Here is a 24,643-nt window from a genome sequence, read left to right on the forward strand (position 1 = left end):
CGGGGTGAGGACCGCCGGCGGCCGCAGAACTCATCGCGGGGTCGGGGGCTCAGCGGAGCAGCTGCTCGCTGAGCTCCCAGAGCCGGCGGGCGTCGTCGGGGTCGAGCATCGCCGAGCTCGCGTCCGACGGGATGCTGTCGGCGGTCAGCGGCACGTCGCGGTCGTCCACGACGGCGACGTCGCAGTCCTTCAGGTAGACCCCGCCCACACCCTCGAGCAACGGGCTGACCGCACCGAACACCGGCGTGGCGGCCCCCTGCGGCACCGTCTTCTTGCCGGCGGCCGGGTCGACCACGGTGACCCCGTCGGCGTCGACGAGGCCCTGCGCGCGGTAGTCGGCCAGCCGGCCGGGCGGGAAGGGACCGGGGCCGATGACCACACCCGGGTGGGCGGCGAGGGCGCGGATCCCGCGGTCGGCGCAGCGCCGGTCGAGCTCGACGGTGAACAGCACGTTCGCCCGCTTGGACTGGGCGTAGGCCGCCAGCGGGTCGTACCCGGTCGAGAAGTCCAGGTCGTCCCAGCGGATGCCGCCCAGCCGGGCGGCGCCCGAGGTCACCGTCACCACCCGGGCACCGCCGGCCGCGGTCAGCGCGGGCAGCAGCGCCCGGGTGAGCTGGAAGTGACCCAGGTGGGTGGTGGCGAACTGGACCTCGTGGCCCCGCGCGTCCCGCTGCAGCTGCCCGGACGCGAGGACCGCGGCGCAGTTCACGAGGGCGTGCAGCGGACGGCCCGAGGCGGTCCGCCGCTCGGCGAACCCGTCGACCGACACGGGGTCGACGAGGTCCAGCTGCTCCACGGCCACGCGCGGCAGGCCCCCCACCACCGCCGTCGCCCGCGCGGGGTCGCGCGCCGCCACCACCACGTCCGCGCCGGCGGCGGCCAGACCACGGGTGATCTCGCGCCCGAGCCGGCTGTGCCCGCCGGTGACCACCACCTGCCGGCCGGCGAGGTCCACGCCGCGCAGCACGTCCTCGACGGTGGAGGCAGCGGTGAACGGGGTCCCGATGGGCGCCTGCCGACTCGTCACGGGACCAGTGTCCGCCCGCCGTCGTCAGCTCGCGGTGACCGCGTACCCGACCCGCACCAGCGCCGCCTGCACCTCCTGGGCGTGGTCGGGACCCCGGGTCTCCAGCACCACGGCGATCTCCACCTCGCCCAGGTCCAGCTGCGCCGTCGTCCGCTCGTGCTCGACGGACAGCACGTTGGCCGACACCGCGGCCAGCTCCCGCAGCAACCCGGCCAGCGACCCCGGCCGGTCGGGCACCCGGACCCGCAGCGACAGGTAGCGGCCGGCGGCGGACATGCCGTGCTGGACCACCTTGAGCATCAGCACCGGGTCGATGTTGCCGCCGGACACCACGGCCACCACCGGGGCGGGGAAGGCCCCGGGGTCGGCGAGCACGGCGGCGACCGCGGCGACCCCGGCCGGCTCGACGACGAGCTTGGCGCGCTCCAGGCAGAACAGCAGCGCCCGGGACAGCTCGTCCTCGGAGACGGTGCGGACCTCGTCGACCAGCCCGGCCACGTGCGCCAGCGTCAGGTCACCGGGTGCCGCGACGGCGATGCCGTCGGCCATGGTCGCCATCATCGCCAGCGGCACCGGGACGCCGGCGGCCAGCGAGGCGGGGAACGCCGCCGCCATCTCCGCCTGCACGGCGACCACGCGGACGTCGGGCCGGCGCGCCTTGACCGCCGCGGCGATGCCGGCGACCAGCCCCCCGCCGCCGGTGCACACCACGACGGTGGCCACATCGGGGCACTGGTCGAGCACCTCGAGGCCGACCGTGCCCTGCCCGGCGATCACGTCCGGGTGGTCGAAGGGGTGGATGAAGACCGACCCGGTGCGGTCGGCGAACTCCCGGGCGGCCACCAGCGGCTCGGTGAGGGAGTCGCCGAGCTGGTGCACCGTCGCGCCGTAGCCGCGGGTGGCGGCGAGCTTGGGCAGCGGCGCGGTCTCGGGCATGAAGACGGTGGCCGCCGCGCCCAGCTCGCGGGCGGCCAGCGCGACGCCCTGCGCGTGGTTGCCCGCGCTGGCGGCCACGACCCCGCCGGCCCGCTCCCCGTCGGTCAGCCGGGCGATCCGGGTGTAGGCGCCGCGGATCTTGAACGACCCGGTGCGCTGCAGGTTCTCGCACTTGAGCCACACCGGGCCGCCCACCCGCTCGGCCAGCGCGCGGGAGTGCTCCAGCGGCGTGCGCCGCACGACCCCGGACAGCAGGGCGGCGGCGGCCTCGACCTCGGCGCCGGTGACGAGGGGGACGGCGGGTTCGCTCACCCCCCGATCCTGGCAGCCCGTCCCGTCGTCACCGTGCCCCCGGTCACGACGGCGGCCCCGGATGTCGCACCGCCGTCGTACCGTGAGTGGGGTGACGGAGACCCCCGCACCCACGACCCTCGGCGAGCTGCGCGACAGCGGCGCCACCCACGTCGGCGTCAAGGCCGAACTACGCAAGAACCTGCTGGCCCGCCTCGCGGCCGGCGAGACCACCCTGCCCGGCATCGTCGGCTTCGACGACACCGTGCTCCCCGAGGTGGAGCGGGCGCTGATCGCCGGCCACGACCTGGTCCTGCTCGGCGAGCGCGGCCAGGGCAAGACCCGCCTGATCCGCACCCTGGTCGGCCTGCTCGACGAGTGGACGCCGGTGCTGGTCGGCAGCGAGCTCAACGAGCACCCGCTGGCCCCGGTCAGCGTCTGGGCCCACCGGCAGATCGCCGAGCACGGCGACGCCACGCCGGTCGGCTGGCTGCACCGCAGCGACCGGTTCGGCGAGAAGCTGGCCACCCCCGACACCAGCGTCGGCGACCTGATCGGCGACGTCGACCCCATCAAGGTGGCCGAGGGCCGCACGCTGGGCGACCCCGAGACCGTGCACTACGGCCTGGTCCCCCGCACCAACCGCGGCATCTTCAGCATCAACGAGCTGCCCGACCTGGCCGAGCGCATCCAGGTCGCGCTGCTGAACGTGCTCGAGGAGCGCGACATCCAGATCCGCGGCTACCGGGTGCGGCTGCCGCTGGACCTGCTGCTGGTGGCCAGCGCCAACCCCGAGGACTACACCAACCGCGGCCGGATCATCACCCCGCTCAAGGACCGCTTCGGCACCGAGGTCCGCACGCACTACCCGATCGAGCTGGCCGACGAGATCCGGCTGCTGCACCAGGAGGCGCAGACCAGCTGGCTGGGCGGGGACGCCCTGGACACCCCGCTCGTCCCGGCCCACCTGGTCGAGATCATGGCCCGGTTCACCCGGCTGGTCCGCGAGTCCAGCCAGGTCGACCAGCGGTCGGGCGTCAGCGCCCGCTTCGCGATCGCCGGGCTGGAGACCATCGCCGCCTCCGCCGTCCGCCGGGCCGCCGTCGCCGGCGAGGAGCGCCCGGTCGCCCGGGTGGTCGACCTCCCGGCCGTCGTCCCCGCCAGCCGCGGCAAGGTGGAGTTCGCCGACGCCGGTTCCGACCCCGAGGACGAGCGCGAGCTCGAGGTGCTCGAGCACCTGCTGCGGCAGGCCACCGCGCAGACCTTCCGGGCCCGCTGCGGCGGGCTGGACCTGACCGGCCTGCAGGAGCACTTCGCCGGTGGTGAGGTCGTGGAGTCCGGCGACCTGGTCAGCGCGCCCGAGCTGATGGGCCAGGTCGGCACCGTCCCCAACCTGGCCCAGCTGCTGGGCCGGCTGGGTGTTCCGGAGGGCGAGGAGTCCGCCGAGCAGGCCGCGGCCGCCGTCGAGTTCGCCCTCGAGGGCCTGTGGCTGACCCGGCGGTTGGCCAAGGACACCGACGGCAACCGCACGGTCTACGGGAGCTGACCGTGCCCCGGGGACGACGCGGGTACCGCTACGGGCGCTGGCGGGGTGGGGCCGACCCGCTCGCGCCGCCCTACGACCTGGGCGACGCCGTCGACGCGATCGGTGACCAGGTGCTGGCCGGCAGCAGCGTCCGCGAGGCGCTGCGCGACCTGCTGCGCCGCGGCCTCGACGGCCGGCGCGGTCTGGACGACCTGCGCCGGTCGGTGCGCGACCGGCTGCGCGAGGCCCGCCGGGCCGGCGCGATGGACGGCACCCTGCAGGAGGTGCGCGAGCTGCTCGACAAGGCCCTCGAGGCCGAGCGGCGCGAGCTGTTCCCCGACCCCGACGACGCCGCCCGCCTCGCCGAGGCCGAGCTGGACGCACTGCCGCAGGACACCGCGGGTGCGGTGCGGGCACTGAAGGACAAGCAGTGGCGCTCGCCCGAGGCGGCCGAGGCCTACCGGCAGATCCAGGACCTGCTGCAGAAGGAGGTGCTGGACAGCCAGTTCCAGCACATGAAGCAGGCCCTGCAGCAGATGAACGCCGACGGCGAGGACGGCAACCAGGCGGTCAAGGACATGGTCGCCGACCTGTCCGCGCTGCTGGACGCGCACAACCGCGGCGAGGACACCGACCAGCAGTTCGCCGACTTCATGGACGAGCACGGGCAGTTCTTCCCGGACGACCCGCAGACCGTGGACGAGCTGGTCGACTCCCTCGCCCGCCGGGCCGCCGCCCAGGAACGCATGATGGCCGGGCTGTCGCCCGAGCAACGGGCCGAGCTCGGGCAGCTGATGGGACAGGCCATGCAGGACATGGGCCTGGCCAGCGAGATGGCGCACCTGAACGACGCACTGCGGCAGGCGCGTCCCGACCTGCCGTGGGGCCGGCCGGGCCCGGTGCCCGACGGCGCCGAGGGCCTCGGGCTGGGCGACGCGACGACCGCGGTGGCCGAGCTGGCCGACCTCGAGGCGCTGTCCAACCAGCTCTCCCAGGGCTACGCCGGGGCCAGCCTGGCCGACGTCGACGAGGAGCTGGTCGAGCGCGCGCTGGGCCGGTCCGGGCTCGACGACCTGGCCGCGCTGCGGCAGATGGAGCGCGAGCTCGAGCGGCAGGGCCACCTGACCCGCACCGAGGGCAAGCTCGAGCTCTCCCCCAAGGCGGTGCGCCGGCTGGGCGCCACCGCACTGCGCCGGGTGTTCGCCCAGCTCGACGCCACCGGTCGCGGCGAGCACGACGTCGCCGACGCCGGCGCGACGGGCGAGCTGACCGGGGCCAGCCGCGAGTGGCGGTTCGGCGACGAGCAGCCGCTGGACGTCGTCCGCACGGTGCGCAACGCCGTGCTGCGCACGGCCGGCGACCCGGGCACGGACGGCGACCGACGGGTGCGGATCGCGGTCGAGGACTTCGAGGTGGTGGAGACCGAGCGCCGCACGGGCGCCGCGGTCGCGCTGCTGGTCGACCTGTCGTACTCGATGGCGCTGCGCGGCACGTGGGGAGCGGCGAAGTCGACGGCGATGGCGCTGCACTCGCTGGTGACCACCCGGTTCCCGCAGGACGCCATCGAGATCATCGGCTTCGCCTCGACCGCGCAGGTGCTGCGGCCGGAGACCCTCGCCGAGCTCAGCGTCGACACCCTGCAGGGCACCAACCTGCAGCACGGCCTGATGCTGGCCCGGCGGTTCCTGGCCCGGCACCACGACGCCGAGCCGGTCGTGCTGGTGGTCACCGACGGCGAGCCGACCGCGCACCTGGAGGACGACGGCTCGCCGTACTTCTGCTGGCCGCCGATGCCGCAGACCATCGCCAAGACCGTCGCCGAGGTCGAGCGGGTGGCCCGGTCGGGGGCGACGATGAACGTCTTCGCGCTGGACCCCGAACCCGCACTGGTGCGGTTCGTGCACGACATCACCGCCCGTGCGGGCGGCCGGGTGTTCCTGCCCGACGGCGACCGCCTCGGCGAGTACGTGGTGGCCGACTACCTCCGGGCCCGCAGGGGGCGCCGGGCGCGCTGAGGGAGACTGCCCGGGTGAGCACGGTCAGGATCGAGCGAGTCGAGCCGGAGGCGACCTACGAGCTGCGATCCCGGGTGCTCCGCCAGGGCCGCGCCGTGCAGATCACCGGGGACCACGCGCCCTCGACCGTGCACCTGGCCGCGGTCACCGACGAGGGCCGGGTGGTCGGCGTCGTCCGGTTCCACCCGCAGGTCTGCCCGTGGCGGGACACCGAGTACGCCTGGCAGCTGCGCGGGATGGCGACCGACCCCGAGGTCCGCGGCCTCGGGGCCGGCCGCGCCCTGGTGGCCGAGGGCCTGGTGCAGATCTCCCGCGCGGGCGCCGACCTGGTGTGGTGCGACGCCCGCGAGGCGGCGGTGGGGTTCTACGAGCGGATCGGGTTCACCGTGGTCAGCCCGCCCTACGACATGCCGCCGGTGGGCATCCACCTGGGCATGGTGCTGGACCTGCCGATCAGGTGACCGGGTGCTCCCCCGAGGAGCTGATGCCCGGGATCTCCCCTGCCCGGAAGGCGTCCACGAACAGCCGGTGGTCGGTGCGCACCCGGGCGGCGTAGGTGTGCGCGAAGTCGACCATGTCGCTGATCAGCTCCTCGCGGCGGTCGCCGACCATCGCGGTGACCGCCTCCTCGACCTGGACGTCGACGGCCTCGTGCTCGGCGTCGGCGTCCCCGATGCAGTGGATCTTCGCCGTCGCCCGGCCGAGCTGGCCGACCACCTCGGTGATCTCCTCGGGCTCGATCAGCTCCTCCCAGTCCAGGTCGTTCTCGTAGGGCGAGAGCTCCGACACCAGGAAGCCCACGCCCCGGATGACGGTGTGGCCGAGGAACGGCGAGGCGTGGGCCTGCATGGCCCGCTGCGCGGAGACCGTGCGCTCGCCCTCGTGCCGGAACAGCGCCCGCACCTCGGGGTCGGTGACGACCCGCGAGGGCGCCGCCGTCCCGGCCTGCTTGAGCGACAGGACGACGTCGTTCTCCAGCGCCTGGTCGTACCCCTCCAGCAGCACCGTGTAGGCGGGGAGCCCGGCGCTGCCGATGCCGAACCCACCGGTGCCGACGACGTCCTTCACGTCGTAGGCGACCTCGCGGCGGCGGATGCCCTTCGGCACGGACTCCCGGTAGGCCTCGACCGCGGCCAGCACCTCGGCGTGCTCGGCGTCGTCCAGCCGCCGGTGACGGGGCACGTCGGCGAAGCGGCGCTCGTGCTCCTCGACGACGGTCAACCGCTCCAGCAGCGACACCCGGGTCTGCTCGGCGGTGGCCATCACCAGCTCCCGCACCGCACCGCTGGTCGAGTTCCGGTCCAGGGCGAAGGTGCGGTCGGCGTCGGTGCGGGTGAACTGCTCGACCTGGTCGAGGTAGGCCTCCAGGTAGACCCGCAGCACCGACGCGATGACGTCGTCGGACAGCGCCTTGCGCCAGGCCAGCAGCGCGAAGCTCGCGCAGAACCGGCGCAGGTCCCAGGACAGGTGCCCGAGGTAGGACTCGTCGAAGTCGTTGACGTCGAACACGATCCGGCCGGTGGCGTCCATGTAGGTGCCGAAGTTGGCGGCGTGCAGGTCACCGTGGATCCACGTCCGCGACGTCCGCTCGTCGGCCCAGCGGTCCTCGGCGTCCACCAGGTCGGCGTAGAACAGGCAGGCCGAGCCGCGGTAGAACGCGAACGGGTCGGCGGCCATCTTCCGGAACTTCACCCGGAAGGCATCGGCGTCGGCGGTCATCAGGTCGGAGAAGGCGTCGACCAGGACCTCGACGATGCGGGTCCGGCGGGCGTCCTCGTCCTCGGGCCCGGACGGGGCGGGGTGCTCGGTCACGGGGGTCACCGTAGGGGGGTTAGCCTCGCCGAGCAGGGCGTACGAGAACAGCAGGACGACGACACGACGAGGCGGTGGACGGTGACCCGGGCGAGCAGGGCACGACGACTCGCCACGGCTGCCGCCTACGGCGGGGGCGGTCTCGGCGTCGTCGGCGCCGGGCTGGCCACGCTGCTGCGCGAGGAGGCCCGCCGGGCCCGCAAGCGCGTGGCGTCCCGCACCGCCAAGGCCGACCCGCCCACCGGCGAGGGCCGCTACGGGCACTACCGCGGCAAGCCCGTCGTGCTGGCCGTGCTCGGCGACTCCAGCGCGGTCGGTCTCGGCGTCGACCGCGCGGAGCAGACCCCCGGGGTGCTGGTCGCCTCGGCGCTTGCCGAGCTCGCCGAGCGGCCGGTGCGGCTGGTCAAGGTGGCCGTCTCCGGCGCGCGTTCGGAGCACCTGGCCGAGCAGGTGGAGCGGGTGCTCCCGGCCGCGCCCGACGTCGCCATGGTCATGATCGGCGCGAACGACGTCACGGCCCGCGCCAAGCCCGCGCTCGCCGTCCGCGACCTGGCCGCGGCCGTGCGCCGGCTGCGCGAGGCCGGCTGCGAGGTCGTCGTCGGCACCTGCCCGGACCTGGGCACCATCCGTCCGGTCGCCCAGCCCCTGCGCACCCTCGGCCGGCGCTGGAGCCGCCAGCTGGCCGCGGCGCAGACCATCGCCGTGGTCGCCGAGGGCGGCCGCACCGTCTCCCTCGGCTCGCTGCTGGGGCCGCAGTTCGCCAGCGACCGGTCGATGTTCTCCAACGACGAGTTCCACCCCTCCGCCGCCGGTTACGCCGCGGCGGCGGCCTGCCTGGTGCCGTCGGTGGCCGACGCGCTGGGCGTGTGGCCGGCGACCGCGGACCGCGGGATCCGCGGTCTGCGCCGCGACAGCGTCCGCCCCATCGCCCGTGCGGCAGCCAGCGCGGCGGGCCGGCCCGGCACCGAGGTCCAGCCCGCCTCGGTCGACGGGGCGGACTCCGGGCCGCGCGGGCCGTGGGCCCTGCTGCGCCGGCGCCGCCCCGGGGACCTGCCCGAGGTGGCCGAGGGCGCGGCCACCCCGCCTACCGACCGGTAACCCCGGGGTACGTTCGGGGGCGGTCCCGACGCCACCACGCGGGTGGCGCCCTCACCGTGGAGGTCCCCGTGCCCGAAGCCGTCATCGTCGCCGCTGCCCGTTCCCCCATCGGCCGCGCCTTCAAGGGGTCGCTGAAGGACCTGCGGCCCGACGACCTGACCGCGACCATCGTCCGCGCCGCCCTGGACCAGGTGCCCTCGCTGGACCCGCGCGACATTTCCGACCTGATGCTGGGCTGCGGCCTGCCCGGTGGTGAGCAGGGCTTCAACATGGGCCGGGTCGTCTCGGTGCTCCTGGGCATGGACCACCTGCCCGGCACCACCATCACCCGCTACTGCTCGTCGTCGCTGCAGACCACCCGGATGGCCCTGCACGCCATCAAGGCCGGCGAGGGCGACGTGTTCATCTCCGCCGGTGTCGAGATGGTGTCCCGGTTCGCCAAGGGCAACTCCGACGGCCTGCCCGACACCGAGAACCCGGTGTTCGCCGACCGCAAGGCCGAGGTCGCGAAGGTCGCCGAGAGCGGCGCCGACTCCTGGACCGACCCGCGGGAGGACGGCGGCATCCCCGACGTCTACATCGCGATGGGCCAGACCGCGGAGAACCTGGCGCTGCTCAAGGACGTGAGCCGCCAGGAGATGGACGAGTTCGCCGTCCGGTCGCAGAACCTGGCCGAGAAGGCCATCGCCGACGGCTTCTGGGAGCGGGAGATCACCCCGGTCACCACCCCGGACGGCACGGTCGTGAGCCAGGACGACGGCCCGCGCGCCGGGACCACCCTGGAGGGCATCTCCGGGCTCAAGCCGGTCTTCCGGCCCGACGGCCGGGTCACCGCGGGCAACGCCTGCCCGCTCAACGACGGCGCCGCGGCGCTGGTCGTCATGAGCGACACCAAGGCCGCCGAGCTGGGCATCACCCCGCTGGCCCGGATCGTCTCCACCGGCGTCACCGGCCTGTCGCCGGAGATCATGGGCTACGGCCCGGTCGAGGCCTCGAAGCAGGCGTTGGCCCGCGCGGGGATGACCATCGACGACATGGACCTCGTGGAGATCAACGAGGCCTTCGCCGCGCAGGTCATCCCGAGCTACCGCGACCTGGGCATCGACATCGACAAGCTCAACGTGCACGGCGGGGCGATCGCCGTCGGCCACCCGTTCGGCATGACCGGTGCCCGGATCACCGGCACGCTGCTCAACGGCCTGCGTTCCACCGACGGCACCTTCGGTCTGGAGACCATGTGCGTGGGTGGCGGCATGGGCATGGCGATGGTGCTCGAGCGCCTGAGCTGACCTCCCCGCCGAACGGACCGAGGCCCGGCCCCCTGACGGGGACCGGGCCTCGGTGCGTGGTGCAGGTGCTGCGCTTACTCGCGGAAGTAGCTGAGCAGACGCAGGATCTCCAGGTACAGCCAGATGACGGTGACCAGCAGGCCGAAGGCGATGTACCAGGCGACCTTGGGGGCCACGCCGCGGCGGATGGCCTCGTCGGCCATGTCGAAGTCCAGCAGCAGCGAGAACGCCGCGACGCCGATGACGACCAGGCTGAAGATGATCGCGATCGGGCCACCGGAGCGCAGGCCCAGGCCGTCGCCGCCGCCGATGAGGGCCGCGACCAGGTTGACCAGCATCAGGGCCAGCACACCGAACATCGCGCCGACGATCCAGCGGGTCAGCTTCGGGGTGACGCGGATGGCGCCGGTCTTGTAGACCACCAGCATGCCGAAGAAGACACCGAAGGTGCCGATCACGGCCTGCATGACGATGCCGGGGTAGACGGAGTTGAACGCCTCGCTGATGGCGCCGACGCCGACACCCATGAGGGCGGCGTAGGCCAGCGTGGCGGCCGGGTTGGCGATCTGCTTGAACGAGATCACCAGGCCGACCACGAACGCGATCAGGACGGCCGGCAGGGCCAGCCCCATCGCGGCCTGGCCGGGGACGGCCCAGACGGCGGCGGCGGCCAGTACGGTGACCAGGAACGAGATCCCGGTCTTGCTGACGACGTCGTCCATCGTCATGTACTGCTGGCCGGTGGCCGCGTACGGGTTCTGCTGGTACGGCGACTGCTGGGGGGCCTGCTGGCCCCACTGCTGCGGGGCGCCGTACTGCTGCGGGCCCGGCTGGGCGTAGCCCTGGTTGCCGTACTGGGCACCCGGGCCGTTGGGGGCGCCGGGGAAGCCCCGGCTGAAGGCCGGGTTACTGCTGGGCATCGTCATCTCCTCGAGGTGACTCGGTCGGGTGCGTGGGCGGGCACGGAGCCTTCCCACTCACCTGTCCCAACGCCGGTGGTCGCGGATGAGTTCCTAGGAATTCCCTGGGCGTGACCCGACCGTGACAGGGACCGCCACGGGGCCCCGCGGACCGTGGTCCGCGGGGCCCCGTGCCGGGTGCCGCTGCAGGTCAGGCCGAGGTCGCCCCGTGCCCGTGCCCGTGCCCCGGGCCGCCGTGGCCGGGGCCGCCGTGACCCGGGCCGCCATGACCCGGGCCGCCGTGGCCGGGGCCGCCGTGACCCGGACCGCCGGGACCACCCGGGCCCTGGCCGGGACCGCCGCCGGCCTGCGCGGTGACCAGCACCGCGTAAGCGACCGCGTCGGAGTTCTGGTCCAGGGCGACGGTGCTGACGTTGGTGAGGTCGTCGCAGGCCTGGTGGTAGCAGGCGTCGTAGGGCTGGCCGGCCGTGCCGCCGTAGCGCGCCGCCTGGTCGGCGGTCTTGGTGCCCTCGGCGCCGGAGAACAGACCCCCGGAGGGGATGCCCGCGTCGGCGAAGGCCTGGTAGTCGCTGCGGCCGTCGAACTCGGTGTCCTCGTAGGCGATCCCGCGGGAGTCGTAGAACTCCCGGAAGGTGGCCTCGATCGCCGCCGACTCCGGCGTCACGTAGCCCTCGGGCGCGGGGAAGGTCGAGCCGTCGCTGTCGTAGACGAAGTTCGCGAAGTTCGGCGAGCCCAGCATGTCGAAGTTCAGGTAGGCACCGATGCCGCCGAGCTCGGCCTCGGTCAGGGAGTCGACGTAGGCCTGCGAGCCGAGCAGGCCCAGCTCCTCCGCGCCCCAGAACGCGAACCGGACCGGGTGCGCCAGCCGGGTGCTCGCCAGGTTCTGCGCGACCTCCAGGATCGTCGCCGAGCCCGAGCCGTTGTCGTTGATGCCCGGACCCTCCGGCACGGAGTCCAGGTGCCCGCCGACGACCACCACGCCGTCGTCGGACCGGCCGGGGAGCTCGGCGGTGACGTTCTGCGAGGTCCGGGTCTCGGTGATGACCTCGACGGCGAGGGTGGCGGTGGCGCCGTCGACGGCGAGGGCGGCGCCCACCTCCGGCGTGGCGAAGACGACCGGCACGGTGCTCGGCCCGCCCAGCGTCGGGTTCAGCAGGCCGGGGGCGTTGTTGGCGATCACCACGCCGGAGGCACCCGCGGCCACCGCGTTGGCCGCCTTGGCGCCGAAGGTGCACGTGCCGCGCTTGACCACCGCGATGCTGCCGGCCGAGAACCCGGCGAAGTCGGCGGCCTCGCAGCCGCTGGTCGTCGACGCGTAGTCGACGGCCACCACCGCGGCGGTGGTGGTGCCCGACGCCGTCCCGTCGACCGGCACGTAGTCGGTGTCCGGCGCGTAGGTCGCCGCGGTCGGGGTCAGCTGCGTCAGCTCGGACCCGTAGCTCACCTCGTCGTAGGTGAAGTCGCTGACCTCGACCTGGTAGCCCGAGGCCTCCAGGGTGTCGCGCACGTAGTCGACCGACGCCGCGTAGCCCGGCGTGGTCGATGCGCGGTTGCCCCCGTTGGCCTCGGCGATGCCCTGGAGGGCCTCGAGGTGCTCCACGACCCCCTCGACCGTGACGCAGCGCAGCAGCTTCTCCACGTCGGCGTTCACCCGCCGCTCGCACCCGGCCGGGGCCCCGCCCGGTCCGCCCGGCCCGCCCGGTGCGGCCGCCGCCGGGGTCGCAGCCAGCAGGCCCGCCCCGCCCAGCAGGACCGCCGTCCCGGCCGCCGTCCACCGTCCCCGGCGTGACCGCCGGGGGTGCTCGAGTGCGTCCACGTGCTCGCCCTTCCGCCGCGGCCCACCGAACCTGTGGGCCTCCTGTGCACGACCGTGGTCGACGACGGGGAGGAGAACAAGCCTTGTGTTCTCGGCGCACAACGGTTAGTGAGCGGAAGGAACGTGGTGCCCTCGGTGGGTCTCGAACCCACACTGGGACCCTTTTAAGGGGCCTGCCTCTGCCGATTGGGCTACGAGGGCCGACCTCATCCTGCCGCCAGCGCGACCGCCCGCTGCAGCACGGCGTCCAGCATCGGTTCGGTGAGCCGTCCGGTGAAGGTGTTCTGCTGGCTGACGTGGTAGCTGCCCAGCAGGGTCAGCGGCCCGCCCGGCCCGTGCAGCGTCACCTCCACGCCGTGCCCGAACCGGGGCCGCGGGCGCGGCAGCGGGTACCCGGCGGCGGCGAGCACCGGCAGCAGCGCCGACCAGCCGAACCCGCCCAGCACGACCGCCACCCGCAGCGCCGGCAGCAGCGCGAGCTCCCGGGCCAGCCACGGCGAGCAGGTGTCCCGCTCGGCCGGGGTGGGCGCGTTGTCCGGCGGGGCGCAGCGCACCGCGGACACCACCCGGCACCCGGTGAGCTCCAGGCCGTCGTCGGCGGCCACCGAGGTCGGCTGGTTGGCCAGCCCCGCCCGCCACAGCGCCGCGAAGATCCAGTCACCGGACCGGTCACCGGTGAAGATGCGGCCGGTCCGGTTCCCGCCGTGCGCGGCCGGCGCCAGCCCGACGACGGCGATCCGGGCGTCCGCCGGGCCCAGCCCGGGGATCGGCCGGCCCCAGTAGACCTGGTCGCGGAAGGCGGCCCGCTTGGTGACGGCGACCTCCTCGCGCCAGCGCACCAGCCGGGGGCACGCCCGGCAGCCGCAGACCCGCTCGTCGACCGCGGCGAGGTCGGGCGCCGACCGCGCCGACCGGAGGACGCCGGCAGGGGTGCGGGTGACGGGGTAGCCGTCGGCGTCGCGTGCCACCCACCCAGCAGAGCACAGGCGGCCGGGTGATGATCCCCCGGTGGCGAAGAAGCAGAAGGTGAAGACCCCGGCGCTGTACAAGCTGCTGGGCCCGGCGATGGCCATCCCGACCGGCATCGTGGTCAAGAAGGTCGCCGACCAGGCCTGGATCGCCGTCAAGGGGACCCCGCCCCCCAAGAACCCGGACGTCCCCGGGGTCAGCTGGGGCGACGCGATCGCCTGGGCCGCGGTCTCCGGCGTGCTCGTCGCGGTCGGCCGGCTGCTCGCCGCCCAGGGTGCGGCGAAGACCTACACCGCGCTGACCGGCAAGTTCCCCACGAACGCGAACGCCGACAGCGCGGCCTGACTCACCGCAGCGAGAGCGCGATCCCGTCCAGGATGTCGTGCTCGCTGACGACCACCTCGTCGATGGCCAGGGCGTCCATCACCACCCGCAGCACCAGCGACCCCCCGCCGATGACGTCGACCCGACCGGGGTGCATGACCGGGAGCGCGGCGCGGCGCGCCCGCGTGGCGGTCAGCAGACCGGCGGTGACCGACCGGACGGCGCCGACCGGGATGCGGGAGCCGTGGATGGCCGCGGCGTCGTAGGCGGGCAGGTCCATCGCCAGGGCGGCGACGGTGGTGACCGAGCCGGCGAGCCCGACCAGGGTGGCGGCCTCGTGCACCGGCACCTCGGCGACCACCTCGGCGAGCGCGGCGCGGATGTCGGACTCCGCGCGCTGGATCTCGTCGGCGGTCGGCGGGTCGCCGTGCAGGTGGCGCTCGGTCAGCCGGACGCAGCCGATGTCCACCGACCGGGCCGCGCGCACGCCGTCGGCGTCCCCGAGCACGAACTCGGTCGACCCACCGCCGATGTCGACGACCAGGTAGGGGGCCGCGGGCACGGGGATGCCGTGCGCGGCGGCGGCCGCGGCGAGCGAGCCGGTGGCCCCGGCGAAGGACAGCGCGGCCTCCTCCAGGCCGGGCACGACGTCGGGGAGCTGACCCAGCACCGCCTGGACCATGCCCTCGAAGTCGGCCCGGTTCGAGGCATCGCGGCTGGCGCTGGTGGCCACCATCCGGGTCCGCTCGACCCCGAGCTCGCGGGCCTGCGCGGCGTACTCGCCGAGCACGACCCGGGCCCGCTCGACCGCCTCGGGGGCCAGCCGGCCGGTGGCGTCCACGCCCTGCCCGAGGCGCACGACCTCCATCCGGCGCAGCACCTCGACCGGTCCGCCGGTCTCGCCGACGTCGGCGACGAGCAGGCGCAGCGAGTTGGTGCCGCAGTCGATGGCCGCCACCCGGGTCACGGGGTGCCCTCCTGCTCGGTCGGCAGGGCGCAGGGGCCGCGGTCCCACCACTCCCCCATGCCGTCGAGCGCGCGGTCCCCGACGGGGTTCACGCCGCGGCCGGCGGCCAGCGAGTGCGCGGCCAGTGCGTGCAGGCACTTGACGCGGTCGGGCATCCCCCCGGCACTGGCGCGGGTGGGCAGCACGTCGACGGCGTCGCGGGTGGCCAGGAACGCCTCGTGCGCGCGGGTGTAGGCGGCGGCGAGCTCGGGGTCGGTGCCCAGGTCGGCCTGCCACTCCTTCATCGCTCCGGCGGACTCCAGCCGGCTGGCCGCGGCCGAGGCGCGCGGGCAGGTCAGGTAGTACAGCGTCGGGAACGGGGTGCCGTCCTCCAGCCGCGGTGCGGTCTGCACGACGTCGGGCTGGCCGCACGGGCACCGGTGGGCGACACCCACCAGGGCGCGCGGGGGTCGGCCGAGCTGGCGGGCCACGACCTCGCGGTCGTGCTCGCTGACGGGTTCGCTCACCCGGCGGATTGTTCCAGCCGCGGTGCGCGGCTCAGCCGTCGGCGGTGTCGACGGACTCCAGCAGGCCCTCGTACCAGGGCGGCTGGTCGGTGTCCTGGGCGGCGTCGGGGGTCTGCGCCGGCTGCTCACCCTCGGTGACGGTGCCGTCGGCGACCACCACCACCCGGTCGCCGGGCAGCACGAAGTTCAGCCGCTCGCGGGCCTGCTGCACCACGTAGGCCGGGTCGGACTGCCGGTCGAGCTGGGCCTGCAGCTGCTGCTCGCGCAGGGAGAGCGCCTGGTTCTCCGCGGCCAGCTCGGCCAGGGCCTGCCGGCCGGCGACGAAGCTGCGCACCGGCCCGGCCAGGGTGAGCAGCAGCACCAGCACGAGGACACCGAGCAGCACCGCCCGCCCGGTGACCAGCGGGGTGCGCCCGGCCGTGGTGGCGCTGCGGGCCGGACGGCGGGTGCGCCGCCGGCCCTGCCGGGCGTCGGCGGCACCGCGGCCGCCCGCGGCGGCCGGGCGCGGGGCGCTGCGGCGCCGGCCCGGGGCGCGCCCGCCCCCGCCGGGGGACGTGCCCCGGCGGGGACGGGCGTCGGCCACGGGTCGCGCCCCGCTCAGGGAGCGGGGGTCAGCCGCGGGAAGGCCGCCGCACCGGCGTAGCGGGCGGCGTCGTCCAGCTCCTCCTCGATGCGCAGCAGCTGGTTGTACTTCGCGACGCGCTCGGAGCGGGCCGGCGCCCCGGTCTTGATCTGCCCGCAGTCGGTGGCGACGGCGAGGTCGGCGATCGTGGTGTCCTCGGTCTCCCCCGACCGGTGGCTCATCATGCAGCGGTAGCCCGAGCGGTGGGCGAGGTTGACCGCGTCCAGGGTCTCGGTCAGCGTGCCGATCTGGTTGACCTTGACCAGCAGCGCGTTGGCCGCGCCCTGGGCGATGCCGTCGGCCAGGCGGGCGGGGTTGGTGACGAAGAGGTCGTCGCCGACCAGCTGCACCTTGTCGCCGATCGCCGCGGTCAGGTCGACCCAGCCCTCCCAGTCCTCCTCGGACAGCGCGTCCTCGATGGAGACGATCGGGTAGGCCTCGAGCAGGCCGGCGTAGTACTCGGTCAGGTCGCCGGCGGTCAGGCTCTTGCCCTCGAAGGTGTACCCGCCGTCGCCGTGCAGCTCGGTGGCCGCCACGTCGAGGGCGAAGGCGATGTCGGTGCCGACGGAGTAGCCGGCCTTCTCCACGGCCTCGGCGATGAGGTCCAGGGCGTCGCGGTTGCTCGGCAGGTCGGGGGCGAAGCCGCCTTCGTCGCCCAGGCCGGTCGACAGGCCGCGCTTCTTCAGCACCGACTTCAGCGCGTGGTAGACCTCCGCGCCGGTGGCCAGGGCCTCGGCGAAGGTGGCCGCCCCGATCGGGGCGATCATGAACTCCTGGACGTCGACGTTGGAGTCGGCGTGGGCGCCGCCGTTGACGATGTTCATCATCGGCACGGGCAGGACGTGCGCCGAGGGCCCGCCCACGTAGCGGAACAGCGGCAGGCCGCTGGACTCGGCCGCGGCCTTGGCGACGGCCAGGCTGACGCCGAGGATGGCGTTGGCGCCCAGCCGGGACTTGTCGGGGGTGCCGTCGAGGTCGATGAGGGCCTGGTCGACCAGCCGCTGCTCGGTCGCCTCGAAGCCGACGAGCTCGGGGCCGATGACGTCCAGGACGCCGTCGACGGCCTTGGTGACGCCCTTGCCGAGGTAGCGGTCACCGCCGTCGCGGAGCTCCACCGCCTCGAAGGCGCCGGTGGAGGCGCCGCTGGGCACCGCCGCCCGGGTGATCGTGCCGTCGTCGAGGGCGACCTCGACCTCGACGGTGGGGTTTCCGCGCGAGTCGAGGATCTCCCGCGCGCCTACTGCCTCGATGCTGGCCACGGGGCGCAGCCTAGCGATCGGCCCCGCGTCGTCCCAGTGCGGGACCATGGCCGGGATGACCACCCCGCCCCCGTCCCGCCCGCACACCCGCGCCCGCACCCAGCTGCTGGCCGGGCTCGTCCCCGTGCTCCTGGTGGGGGTGGCGCTGCTGGTCGTCCTCGCCGTCCGGCTGGGTGCCGCGCAGGAGCCGCTGGCCCGGGCCACCGCCACCGCGACGGCGACCGTGCAGTCGGTGCAGGACCGGCAGGTCGTGGTCACCTGGGACGACGCCGACGGCCGGGCGCAGCGGGGCACGCTGCAGCTGCGCGAGGCGGTCGACGTCCCGGCCGGCACCGAGGTGCCCGTGCAGTACGACCCCGCCGACCCCGGCGCCGTATACGCCGACGGGGACGCCGCCCACACCGCGGTGCGCGACGTCGTGTTCGGCCTGGTGGTGGTCGCCCTGGCCGTGGTGGTGGTCGCCGCGCTGACGCTGCGCCGGCTGCTCGGCCGGCCGCGGCTGGCCCGGCTGCCGGTCACCGCGGCGACGGCCACCCACGTCGTCGTGCGGCAGGGCCTGCTGGTGCGCAGCTGGCTGGAGCTGACCACCGGGCGCGGGGTGCGCTGGGTGCCGGTGCACTGGGCGCCCGAGCTGGACCGGATGCGGGCCGACGCCCCGGTGCAGGTGCACGGCGACCCGGCGACGGCGTCCCGGGTGCTGCCGGTGGTCGACGGCCAGCAGGTGTGGCCGTCGGGCCGGGTCCGCCGGTCGGCACCGCGCGGCGACGTCCGGCAGGCCCCGGTCGACCCGGACGCCCCGGACCAGCCGCTGGGCCGGCAGCTGCGCGGGGACGCCGTCGCGGTGGTGCTCGCCCCGGTGCTCGGCCTGCTGTGGGCCTACGTCGACGGCAGCGGCCCGGCCGGCTTCGTCGTGGCGTCGGTGCTGCTGGCCGGGGTGCTGTTCTGGCTGCCGCAGGTGCTGGGCTCCTCCCCTGCGCCGGCCAGCACCCGCGGTCAGGGCTGAGGGGCGGCGTCCAGCTCGTCGGCGTAGCGGCGGACGGCGGTGCGCAGCGCGTCCTCGACGTCCCAGCCCCGCTCCGCCGCGGCCGCGACCACGCCCAGCAGCTGCTCGCCCAGGGCGGCCTGGTCGGCCGCGGCGAGCTCCGCGGGCGCCGGGGTGGGCAGCCCGGCCCGGCGGGCGCGGGACACCAGCGCGGCGCCCCACGCGGCGGCCGACTGCGAGGTCGAGACGCCCTCGGTCGGGGACCGGCGCTGCTTCTCCTTCTTCTTGATCTCCTCCCAGCCGGCCTCGACGCCGGCGACATCCTTGGGGCCGGCGTCGCCGAACACGTGCGGGTGCCGGCGCACCAGCTTGTCCACCAGCTCCCCGGCCACGTCGTCGACGTCGAACCCGGTGGGCGACTCGGCGGCCACCCGGGCGTGGAAGACCACCTGCAGCAGCACGTCGCCGAGCTCCTCCCGCATGGCCACCGGGTCCTCGTCGGTGATGGCGTCGTAGGCCTCGTGCGCCTCCTCCAGCAGGTAGCGGCGGAGGGAGGCGTGGGTCTGCTCGGCGTCCCAGGGGCAGCCGCCGGGTGAGCGCAGCCGGTCCATCACCGCCACCACGTCCAGCAGCCGGGCGCCGGGCGGTTCGGGGGCGGCGGTGCGCACCGGGGCGTCGCCGGCCTCCTCGGCGGTCAGCAGCACGACGTCGTCCGGCCCGGCGGCAGCGGCGTCGGGGACGTCGGTGACCGCCACCCCGGCCTCCCGCAGCGCCGCCGCGGTGGCCGCCGCGCCGGGCAGGGCGAGGACGGCGGGCGCGGCGGTGACGGCCCGCCAGGCGGCGGGGCCGAGCAGGGCGGGGAGACGGGGGCTGACGGCGAGGAGGGTGGCCACCTGCGTCAGTCTCCCGCCGAGCCCCCGGACAGGATCCGCACGACCCCGCCGTCGCCCTCGACGACCTGGCCGTCCTGCAGCGATCCGTACCTCGGGTTGACCACGACGTCGAGCCCGGCGCGCAGCTCGTCGACCAGCGGCTGGGCGGCGTCGGAGGCGTCCTGCCGGGCCTGGTCGGCGAGGCCGGCCTCCAGGTCCTCGAACGGCGGGAAGCTGACCTGGCCCACCACGACGCCGCCGGTCTCGGCGACCGGGAGGGTGAACACGCCCTCGGGCAGGGTCTCCTGCACCGGCTGCGCCAGCACCGACGGCAGCTGGTCCAGCGTGCGCTGCTGCGGGGCGGCCAGGGTGTAGGTGCCGGCGTACTGCGTGGCCAGCGCGCCGTAGCTGGACGGGTCGGCGCGCAGCTGGGCGGCCACGGCGTCGGCGGTGGCCTGGTCGGGCACGGTGATGTAGCCGAGCTCGAACTGCTGGCCGGCCTGCCGGGCGTCCTCGTAGGCCGACTGCAGCCCGGCGTCGGACAGGTCGGCCAGCCCCTGGGCCTGCGCCACCTGCTCGCGGACCAGCAGCTCCCGGATGATCTCCCGGGCGTCGTCCCGGGTCAGGCCCTGCTGCTGGGCGAGCTGGGTGAACAGGGTGCCCTCGTCCTCACCGGCCAGCAGGTCGCCGATGCGGTCGCTGACCTGGGCCTCGGTGACGTCGACGTCGTAGCGCTGCTCGACCGCGTCGTAGACCCGCTCCCCGATCATGAGGCTGAGCACCTGCCGGGTGAAGTCGCCGGCGTCGCGCCCGGCGGCGTAGGCGGCGACGTCGGGGTCGGCCAGCCGCTCGTCGACCGCGGACCGCAGCTGCCCCGTGGTGACCTGCCCGTCGCCGACGTAGGCCGCGACGTCGGGCGACGTCCGGCACCCGGCCAGGCCTCCCACGGCGAGCCCGAGCACCAGCAGGGACACGATCGGACGTCGGCGCACGGGGTGCACCATCTCACGCCCGACGTGACCTGCGACTCACCCCGGCGCCGGCACCCGGCCCCCGCGCAGCAGCGCCACGGCCGCACCGAGCGCCACCGCGCAGCCGACGACGGCCGCCACCGCCCACCCGGGCCGCACCTGCTCGTCGAGCAACCAGTGCCCGATCGCGGCCGGGACGACGGTGCTCACCACGTACATGACCGCCAGCACGGGGACGGCGGGGGCCCCGGCGAGGCCGCGGGTCAGGTGCAGCTGCCCCAGCAGCAGCCCGCCGACCGTGACCACCCCGGCCAGCCAGACGGTCCCGGGGAACGCCCAGAACGCCCACCACCGGTCGGGGAGCTCGGAGACCAGCACGCGCGCGCCGACCGCACCGACCGAGAAGCCGACCCCGGCGAGGGCACCGGAGACCCAGGTACCGGCCGGCAGCAGCACGCCGACCACGGCGAGGACCAGGCCCGCGGCCAGCCAGCCGAGCACGGGCCCCTCGACGACGGCGGGCCCGGGGACGGTGGCCGCCGACAGCAGGGCCAGGCCCAGCACCGTGCCGAGGACGGCGACCGCCTCCCCGCGGCGCAGCCGGCGCACACCGGTGACCTGCTGCAGCACGGCGGTCACCGCCAGCGCGGCCACGATCGCGGACTGCACGACCAGCAGCGGCAGGTCGTGCCGGGCGACCAGGGCCAGCAGGAAGGCGCCGGCCTGCAGCCCCGTGCCCGTCCACCAGGTGCGGGAGCGCAGCGGCGACCCGCCGGCCCGCGCGCCGGTGCTGAGCCGGTCACCGGCCACGCCGTAGCAGAGGACGGCGCCGGCCAGCGCCGCGACGGCGAGGATCACGCGGCGACCGGCTGCTCCAGCACCGACGTCAGCAGTGCGTGCAGCTTCTCCAGCAGCGCGACGTCCCGCAGCGGGGTGCGCCGGTCGGGGCCGACCGGCACCTTGATCGAGACGGTGTCGACCTGCGACTTGTAGGTCGCCCCCTCGGCCAGCCGGGCGAGCTTCATCTGCTGGGACTCCCGCAGCTGCACCGGCGAGATGCGCACGTTGCGCCCCGCCATCGACACCTCGGTGACGCCGAGCTTGCGCACCGCGGCGCGGAACCGGGCGACGGCCAGCAGGTTGAGCACCGGTGCGGGCGCGGGGCCGTAGCGGTCGGTGAGCTCGTCGAGCACGGCCTGCGCCTGGGTGTCGTCCTGCACGGAGGCGACCTTGCGGTAGGCCTCCATCCGCAGCCGCTCGCCGGGCACGTAGTCGTGCGGCAGGTGCGCGTCGACGGGCAGGTCCACCCGCACGTCGACCGGCTCGGCCGGGGCCTCCTCGCCGCTGACCTGGGCGCGGTAGTCGGTGACCGCCTCGCCGACCAGCCGGACGTAGAGGTCGAAGCCGACGCCGGCGATGTGCCCGGACTGCTCGCCGCCGAGCAGGTTGCCCGAGCCGCGGATCTCCAGGTCCTTCATCGCCACGGCCATGCCGGCACCGAGGTCGGTGTTGTTCGCGATCGTGGTCAGCCGGTCGACCGAGGTCTCGGTCAGCGGGCGGGTGGGGTCGTAGGTGAAGTAGGCGTAGGCCCGCTCCCGGCCACGACCCACGCGGCCGCGGATCTGGTGCAGCTGGGACAGGCCGAAGGTGTCGGCGCGGTCGACGATGAGGGTGTTGGCGTTGGGGATGTCCAGCCCGGACTCCACGATGGTCGTGGCGACCAGGACGTCGTACTCCTTCTCCCAGAACCCGACCATGATCCGCTCGAGCTCGTGCTCCTTCATCTGGCCGTGGCCCACCGCGACCCGGGCCTCGGGCACCAGCCGGCGGATGGTGGCCGCGGCCTTGTCGATGGACTGCACCCGGTTGTGGATGACGAAGACCTGCCCGTCGCGCAGCAGCTCCCGGCGGATCGCCGCGGCCATCTGCTTGTCCTCCCAGGCGCCGACGTAGGTCAGCACCGGGTGGCGCTCCTCGGGCGGGGTGAGGATCGTCGACATCTCCCGGATGCCGGTCAGGCTCATCTCCAGGGTGCGCGGGATCGGCGTGGCGGACATCGACAGCACGTCGACCGCCGTCCGCATGGTCTTCAGGTACTCCTTGTGCTCGACGCCGAAGCGCTGCTCCTCGTCGACGATGACCAGGCCCAGGTCCTTGAACCGGGTGGTCGGCTGGAGCAGCCGGTGCGTGCCCACGAGCACGTCGACCTCGCCGTCGGCCAGCTTGCGCAGCGTCTCGTCGCTCTCGGCCTTGGACTGGAACCGCGACAGCGCCGCGACGGTGACCGGGAACTGGGCGAAGCGCTCGGAGAAGGTCTTGAAGTGCTGGTTGGCCAGCAGCGTCGTCGGCACCAGGACCGCGACCTGCTTGCCGTCCTGCACCGCCTTGAACGCCGCGCGGACGGCGATCTCGGTCTTGCCGTAGCCGACGTCGCCGCAGATGATCCGGTCCATCGGGACCGACTGGGCCATGTCGGCCTTGACCTCGTCGATGGCGGCGAGCTGGTCGGGGGTCTCCTGGAACGGGAAGGCGTCCTCGAGCTCGCGCTGCCAGACGGTGTCCGGGCCGAACGCGTGGCCCTGGGTGGCCATCCGGGCGGAGTAGAGCCGGATCAACTCGGCGGCGATCTGCTTGACCGCCTTGCGGGCCTGGCCCTTGGTCTTGGCCCAGTCCGCACCGCCCAGCTTGGACAGCGCGGGTGCCTCGCCGCCGACGTAGCGGGTCAGCTGGTCCAGCGCGTCGGTGGGCACGAAGAGCCGGTCCGGCGGCTGGTTCCGCTTGCCCGGCGCGTACTCCACGATCAGGTAGTCGCGCTGGCCGCCGTGCACGGTGCGGCTGACCATCTCGACGTAGCGGCCGATGCCGTGCTGCTCGTGCACCACCAGGTCGCCGGGCTGCAGCTGCACCAGGTCGACGGCGTTGCGCCGGCGGGCCGGCATCTTCTGCGCGTCGCGCATGCTGGTGCCGCGCTGCCCGGTCAGGTCGTGCTCGGTGACCAGGGCCAGCTTCACCCCGGGCAGGGTGAACCCGGACTCCAGGTTGCCCTGGGTGACGTAGGTCAGGCCCTCGTCCTGCGGGACGGCGACGTCGGGCACCAGCCGGACGCCGAGGTCGGCCTCGGTCAGCTGGTCGGCGGCACGCTGCGCGGGGCCCGGCCCGGCGAAGGTCAGCACCACCCGCCAGCCCTCGCGCGACCACTCCCGCAGCCGGGCGGTGGCGGCGTCGGCGTCGCCGTGGAACCGGTCGACGCCGGTCGCCTCGAGCGTGATGTGCTCGTCGTCGTCCTCGGCGGCCAGGGTGAAGGCACCGGTGGTCCACCAGGGCAGGCCGCGGCCGCGGGAGTCGTCGGCGACGTCCTCGAGGTCGCGGAAGCTGGACGCGCCCAGGTCGACCGGCGCCTGGCCGGCCTCGGCGGCGGTCTGCCAGGACGCGGCGAGGAACTCCTCGGCGGTGCGCACCAGGTCCGCGGCCCGGCTGCGCACCCGCTCGGGGTCGCAGACCAGCACGTGCGTGCCGCGGGGCACCAGGTCGGTGAGCAGCTCCATGTGCGCGGACCCGATCAGCGCCGGGATGAGCGCCTCCATGCCCTCGACCGCGATGCCCTCGGCGAGGGAGTCGGCGACCTCGGCCAGCTCGGGGTGCTCCACGGCCAGCGCCCGGGCCCGCTCGCGGACCTCGGGGGTGAGCAGCAGCTCGCGGCACGGCGGGGCCCACAGCCGCTCGGGCCGCTCGTCGAGCGAGCGCTGGTCGGCGGCCGAGAAGTAGCGCAGCTCGTCGACCTCGTCGCCCCAGAACTCCACCCGCACCGGGTGCGGCTCGGTGGGCGGGAAGACGTCGAGCAGACCACCGCGGACGGCGAACTCACCGCGCTTCTCCACCAGCTCCACGCGGGTGTAGGCGGCGTCGACCAGGCGCTGGGCGACGGCGTCCAGCTCGGCCTCGTCGCCGGGGCGCAGCTCGACCGGGACGAGGTCGCCCAGCCCGGGGGCCAGCGGCTGCAGCAGGCTGCGGACCGGGGCCACGAGCACGTCGATGCTCCCGGTGGCGGCCTCCGGGTGGGTCAGGTCGCGCAGCACGGCCAGCCGCCGGCCGACGGTGTCCGCGCGCGGGCTGAGCCGCTCGTGCGGCAGCGTCTCCCAGGCGGGGAACACCTCGACGCGGCGGTCGGGGACGAAGCAGCGCAGCAGGTCGGCGGTGGCGTCGGCGTCCCGCTCCCCCGCGGTGACCACCAGCACCGGGACCGACGCCCCCGGCGAGGGGGCGGCCAGCGCCGCGGCGACCAGCGGCTGCACCGGCGGCGGGGCGGTCACGGCCAGGTCGGCCGAACCGGCCCGGCCCACCACCCGGGCCATGCCGGGGTCGGTCAGGACGACGTCGAGCACGCCGCGCAGGCTCACGAGGGGGTACTCCATCGGGTCCGGCCGCACCGCTCACGCAGCCTG

At 74.9% G+C, this 24,643-nt stretch carries 21 protein-coding genes and 1 tRNA gene; 7 read left to right on the forward strand and 15 right to left on the reverse strand.

The window, feature by feature from the left end; all coding sequences use genetic code 11:
* Nucleotides 1-49 precede the first annotated feature (49 nt).
* Both BLT39_RS00930 and ilvA read right to left on the reverse strand, forming a co-directional pair.
* Nucleotides 50-1,027 carry an SDR family NAD(P)-dependent oxidoreductase gene (locus BLT39_RS00930; protein ID WP_091057190.1) on the reverse strand — a complete coding sequence of 326 codons (978 nt, stop codon included), beginning with the start codon at nucleotides 1,025-1,027 and terminating at the stop codon, nucleotides 50-52.
* Between the two features lie 24 nt (nucleotides 1,028-1,051).
* Nucleotides 1,052-2,275 (reverse strand): threonine ammonia-lyase, encoded by a 1,224-nt coding sequence (gene ilvA / locus BLT39_RS00935; RefSeq protein WP_091057194.1) that lies wholly within the window; start codon nucleotides 2,273-2,275, stop codon nucleotides 1,052-1,054.
* A 91-nt stretch (nucleotides 2,276-2,366) separates the two neighbouring features.
* On the opposite strand from ilvA, the gene BLT39_RS00940 reads away from it, so the two are divergent.
* From BLT39_RS00940 to BLT39_RS00950, 3 genes are read left to right on the forward strand one after another with little or no spacing between them, the layout of a single operon-like run.
* Nucleotides 2,367-3,800 (forward strand): sigma 54-interacting transcriptional regulator, encoded by a 1,434-nt coding sequence (locus BLT39_RS00940; protein WP_242658063.1) that lies wholly within the window; start codon nucleotides 2,367-2,369, stop codon nucleotides 3,798-3,800.
* A 2-nt stretch (nucleotides 3,801-3,802) separates the two neighbouring features.
* Nucleotides 3,803-5,794 carry a VWA domain-containing protein gene (locus tag BLT39_RS00945; protein WP_091057200.1) on the forward strand — a complete coding sequence of 664 codons (1,992 nt, stop codon included), beginning with the start codon at nucleotides 3,803-3,805 and terminating at the stop codon, nucleotides 5,792-5,794.
* Nucleotides 5,795-5,808: 14 nt separating this feature from the next.
* Nucleotides 5,809-6,255 carry a GNAT family N-acetyltransferase gene (locus BLT39_RS00950; protein ID WP_091057203.1) on the forward strand — a complete coding sequence of 149 codons (447 nt, stop codon included), beginning with the start codon at nucleotides 5,809-5,811 and terminating at the stop codon, nucleotides 6,253-6,255.
* Here the strand turns inward: BLT39_RS00950 and BLT39_RS00955 are convergent.
* Nucleotides 6,248-7,606 (reverse strand): DUF2252 domain-containing protein, encoded by a 1,359-nt coding sequence (locus tag BLT39_RS00955; RefSeq protein WP_242658064.1) that lies wholly within the window; start codon nucleotides 7,604-7,606, stop codon nucleotides 6,248-6,250. The two genes, BLT39_RS00950 and BLT39_RS00955, sit on opposite strands and share 8 nt — an antisense overlap.
* 81 nt (nucleotides 7,607-7,687) lie before the next feature.
* Between BLT39_RS00955 and BLT39_RS00960 the strand changes: the two genes are divergently transcribed.
* The gene (locus BLT39_RS00960) at nucleotides 7,688-8,704 is read left to right on the forward strand and encodes an SGNH/GDSL hydrolase family protein (RefSeq protein ID WP_091057207.1); all 1,017 of its coding nucleotides are present in this window, start codon (nucleotides 7,688-7,690) and stop codon (nucleotides 8,702-8,704) included.
* Nucleotides 8,705-8,772: 68 nt separating this feature from the next.
* Nucleotides 8,773-9,993: an acetyl-CoA C-acetyltransferase gene (locus BLT39_RS00965; RefSeq protein WP_091057211.1), complete on the forward strand. Its 1,221-nt coding sequence runs from the start codon at nucleotides 8,773-8,775 to the stop codon at nucleotides 9,991-9,993.
* A gap of 74 nt (nucleotides 9,994-10,067) precedes the next feature.
* Here BLT39_RS00965 and BLT39_RS00970 read toward each other — a convergent pair whose 3' ends face one another.
* From BLT39_RS00970 to BLT39_RS00985, 4 genes are all read right to left on the reverse strand, one after another.
* Nucleotides 10,068-10,913, reverse strand: a complete 846-nt coding sequence (locus tag BLT39_RS00970; protein WP_091057215.1) for a Bax inhibitor-1/YccA family protein — start codon at nucleotides 10,911-10,913, stop codon at nucleotides 10,068-10,070.
* Between the two features lie 190 nt (nucleotides 10,914-11,103).
* On the reverse strand, nucleotides 11,104-12,729 hold the full coding sequence (locus BLT39_RS22650) for a M20/M25/M40 family metallo-hydrolase (RefSeq protein WP_109502081.1): 1,626 nt from the start codon (nucleotides 12,727-12,729) through the stop codon (nucleotides 11,104-11,106).
* Nucleotides 12,730-12,853: 124 nt separating this feature from the next.
* Nucleotides 12,854-12,930 (reverse strand) — tRNA-Leu (locus tag BLT39_RS00980).
* Between the two features lie 5 nt (nucleotides 12,931-12,935).
* Nucleotides 12,936-13,697, reverse strand: a complete 762-nt coding sequence (locus tag BLT39_RS00985) for a uracil-DNA glycosylase (protein WP_091057224.1) — start codon at nucleotides 13,695-13,697, stop codon at nucleotides 12,936-12,938.
* A gap of 40 nt (nucleotides 13,698-13,737) precedes the next feature.
* Here BLT39_RS00985 and BLT39_RS00990 point away from each other — a divergent pair, with 40 nt between their 5' ends.
* Nucleotides 13,738-14,043, forward strand: a complete 306-nt coding sequence (locus tag BLT39_RS00990) for a DUF4235 domain-containing protein (RefSeq protein ID WP_091057226.1) — start codon at nucleotides 13,738-13,740, stop codon at nucleotides 14,041-14,043.
* A 1-nt stretch (nucleotide 14,044) separates the two neighbouring features.
* On the opposite strand, the gene BLT39_RS00995 is transcribed toward BLT39_RS00990, so the two are convergent.
* From BLT39_RS00995 to eno, 4 genes are read right to left on the reverse strand one after another with little or no spacing between them, the layout of a single operon-like run.
* The gene (locus BLT39_RS00995; protein ID WP_091057229.1) at nucleotides 14,045-14,989 is read right to left on the reverse strand and encodes a Ppx/GppA phosphatase family protein; all 945 of its coding nucleotides are present in this window, start codon (nucleotides 14,987-14,989) and stop codon (nucleotides 14,045-14,047) included.
* Entirely contained in the window at nucleotides 14,986-15,495 is a 510-nt protein-coding gene (locus BLT39_RS01000) for a DUF501 domain-containing protein (RefSeq protein ID WP_091057232.1), read from the reverse strand. The genes BLT39_RS00995 and BLT39_RS01000 overlap by 4 nt, the downstream gene beginning before the upstream one ends.
* 31 nt (nucleotides 15,496-15,526) lie before the next feature.
* Nucleotides 15,527-16,078, reverse strand: a complete 552-nt coding sequence (locus BLT39_RS01005; RefSeq protein WP_091057235.1) for an FtsB family cell division protein — start codon at nucleotides 16,076-16,078, stop codon at nucleotides 15,527-15,529.
* Between the two features lie 14 nt (nucleotides 16,079-16,092).
* Nucleotides 16,093-17,376: a phosphopyruvate hydratase gene (eno, locus tag BLT39_RS01010; protein WP_091059110.1), complete on the reverse strand. Its 1,284-nt coding sequence runs from the start codon at nucleotides 17,374-17,376 to the stop codon at nucleotides 16,093-16,095.
* Nucleotides 17,377-17,431: 55 nt separating this feature from the next.
* Between eno and BLT39_RS01015 the strand changes: the two genes are divergently transcribed.
* The gene (locus BLT39_RS01015; RefSeq protein ID WP_131801372.1) at nucleotides 17,432-18,379 is read left to right on the forward strand and encodes a DUF3592 domain-containing protein; all 948 of its coding nucleotides are present in this window, start codon (nucleotides 17,432-17,434) and stop codon (nucleotides 18,377-18,379) included.
* On the opposite strand, the gene BLT39_RS01020 is transcribed toward BLT39_RS01015, so the two are convergent.
* The 4 genes from BLT39_RS01020 to mfd are packed head-to-tail and all read right to left on the reverse strand — an operon-like array spanning nucleotide 18,370 to nucleotide 24,613.
* Nucleotides 18,370-19,251, reverse strand: a complete 882-nt coding sequence (locus BLT39_RS01020) for a nucleoside triphosphate pyrophosphohydrolase (RefSeq protein WP_207507495.1) — start codon at nucleotides 19,249-19,251, stop codon at nucleotides 18,370-18,372. The genes BLT39_RS01015 and BLT39_RS01020 overlap by 10 nt on opposite strands.
* Before the next feature lie 5 nt (nucleotides 19,252-19,256).
* On the reverse strand, nucleotides 19,257-20,222 hold the full coding sequence (locus BLT39_RS01025; protein ID WP_165640088.1) for a SurA N-terminal domain-containing protein: 966 nt from the start codon (nucleotides 20,220-20,222) through the stop codon (nucleotides 19,257-19,259).
* A 36-nt stretch (nucleotides 20,223-20,258) separates the two neighbouring features.
* Nucleotides 20,259-21,059, reverse strand: a complete 801-nt coding sequence (locus tag BLT39_RS01030; protein ID WP_091057250.1) for a hypothetical protein — start codon at nucleotides 21,057-21,059, stop codon at nucleotides 20,259-20,261.
* Complete coding sequence (gene mfd, locus BLT39_RS01035) at nucleotides 21,056-24,613, reverse strand: transcription-repair coupling factor (protein ID WP_091057254.1); 3,558 nt, start codon at nucleotides 24,611-24,613, stop codon at nucleotides 21,056-21,058. Before mfd ends, BLT39_RS01030 begins: the two co-directional genes overlap by 4 nt.
* Nucleotides 24,614-24,643 lie beyond the last annotated feature (30 nt).

The sequence above is a fragment of the Klenkia brasiliensis genome, from assembly GCF_900100695.1.
GTDB classification, from domain to species: Bacteria; Actinomycetota; Actinomycetes; order Mycobacteriales; family Geodermatophilaceae; genus Klenkia; species Klenkia brasiliensis.